General features: G+C 63.2%; 2 protein-coding genes and 2 tRNA genes. All 4 read left to right on the top strand.

Annotation, left to right across the window (positions count from 1 at the left end; all coding sequences use genetic code 11):
• Nucleotides 1-297 (top strand): hypothetical protein (locus tag NDI85_RS21075; protein ID WP_310916922.1); only part of this gene is annotated, 297 nt, incomplete at its 5' end.
• A gap of 42 nt (nucleotides 298-339) precedes the next feature.
• Nucleotides 340-415, top strand: a tRNA-Glu gene (locus NDI85_RS21070).
• Nucleotides 416-841: 426 nt separating this feature from the next.
• Nucleotides 842-916, top strand: a tRNA-Arg gene (locus NDI85_RS21065).
• 113 nt (nucleotides 917-1,029) lie between these two features.
• On the top strand, nucleotides 1,030-1,842 hold an 813-nt coding region (locus NDI85_RS21060; RefSeq protein WP_310916921.1), incomplete at its 3' end, for a TROVE domain-containing protein.

Here is a 1,842-nt window from a genome sequence, read left to right as displayed (position 1 = left end):
CGACCGACCATGACCACATTTCGGATTACGGCGGACGGTCGGCTCCTCGAAGAGGAGTGGCACACCGAAGCGGTCCCGCCGGAAGACCGGCCATACGCGAGCCGTGACGACGTCGATGAGGAAGATCTCCTCTACATGGCCGGCTGTCGGAACCGAGTCCACGACGGCTGGATCGAACGAGACGACTACCACGGCCGCTTCGAGCTCACACACTCCTTCGAGAATCTCGATACACTCGTCACGTATCAAGTGACGTTCACGCACGGGCAACTCGAGGGCTTCGAACGGCTGCAGTGACCCGTGCGTGCCCACACCTCGGTGCTTGATTTACTCTACAGCGCTCCCGGAGTCTCCGTTGGCGAGAGACGCCAGTTTTTCAAACTGGAGGCCAGGGGTTCGATTCCCCTCGGGAGCACTCGGGGATGCTGGCCCTGACAGCGTTTTTTCCGTGTCTGACATAGCGGGCAGCCACGGATTCGTGACGCTGTCACGGTCAGCGTTCCCCAAGCGTGTGGTCGTCGAGGTGGTGCGTTTCTTCGCCCGCAAAGCACACCAACGGGAGTCATAGCCCGTCGCACCACCGGTTGCCCGACCGCACGTGGCGACCGTCGAGTCGGAGCGTTGCTTCGCCAGGTACTCGCAGGTTCAAATCCTGTCGGTGGCGCAGTCCATCGAGAACATCCCGGACAAAGAGCGTACGAGAGGACGCTCGACACCGGTTCCGCTCCGATAGTTTTCCGGTCGCCGTGTCGCCAGTGGCCGTCGATCTGGAGCGCTACGTCGATGGCACATTACGGGTTCGAATCCCGTCGTTCGCTCCAGAAATTGTCCGGCCACTCGTGTTCCCGTAGCTCAGTCAGGACAGAGCACCGGCCTTCGAAGCCGGGTGTCGCACGTTCGAATCGTGCCGGGAACGTCCAGCCGAGCGATGCGAGGCTGGTTTGGGACGTGTCACTCCCGATACTCGCTGCTCACAGAGCAAGTGGGCAGCTGCGATCGGAGTCGCCTGTTGCGGCTCCGGGTGATAGGATGGAATTCAACACGCCAAAGCAAACGGTCGCGGAGGCAACGCGGACCACCAACTACGAAGGTGGGGAAGCGTTCGAGCCTGCCGACCCCCGACTCGCATTGTACAAGCGCACGATCAACCAACTGCTGGAGGGCTCGTTCTACGAGACCGATGACGAGCAGCTGGCTGCTGTCGTTCGCCAGTTCGATGCCGCTGCAAACGAGGACCCGGAGTTCGTCCTGAAGCTCGCGGCCTATGCGCGCCAGGAGCTCTACTTGCGGGACATCCCACAAGTGCTACTCGTACTGGCGGCCAACGACGACCGATTCAAGGACGACTCCCCCGAATCGCTCATCCGCGAATGGGCGCCGGCGATCATCCAGCGGATGGACGAGACGGCCACCGCGCTCGCGGTCCACGATCAGCTGTCCGGCGGGACTGCGCCGTGGCCGCTTCGACGCGGGATCGAGGACGCGCTGGTGGAGATGGCCGACGCCTACACGCTGGGCAAGTACGAGCTGTCGCGGCGCGAGGTGACGCTGCACGACGTCTTCAACCGCGTCCACCCCACGCCCGTCGACGCCGAGCAGGAAGCGCTCTTCGAACGGTTCATGCGCGGCAGCCTCGACGACTATCCCGACGTCGATCCGTTGCCGGCGCCGAACACGTGGGAGACGGTTATCTCCGAGCGCGGCAACACCCAAGCCGCCTGGGAACTGCTCATCGAGGACGACGAGTACACGCTGCCCATCTTCGCGTCGATCCGGAACCTCCGGAACATGCTCGAAGCCGGCGTGCCGGAGGACACCGTCGTGGATCACCTCGACCTGGAG

The sequence above is a fragment of the Haloarcula sp. S1AR25-4 genome (genome assembly GCF_031624555.1).
Lineage (GTDB): Archaea > Halobacteriota > Halobacteria > Halobacteriales > Haloarculaceae > Haloarcula > Haloarcula pellucida.
Note: the sequence above shows the minus strand (reverse complement) of the source record. Positions and strands in the feature narration are given on the sequence as shown.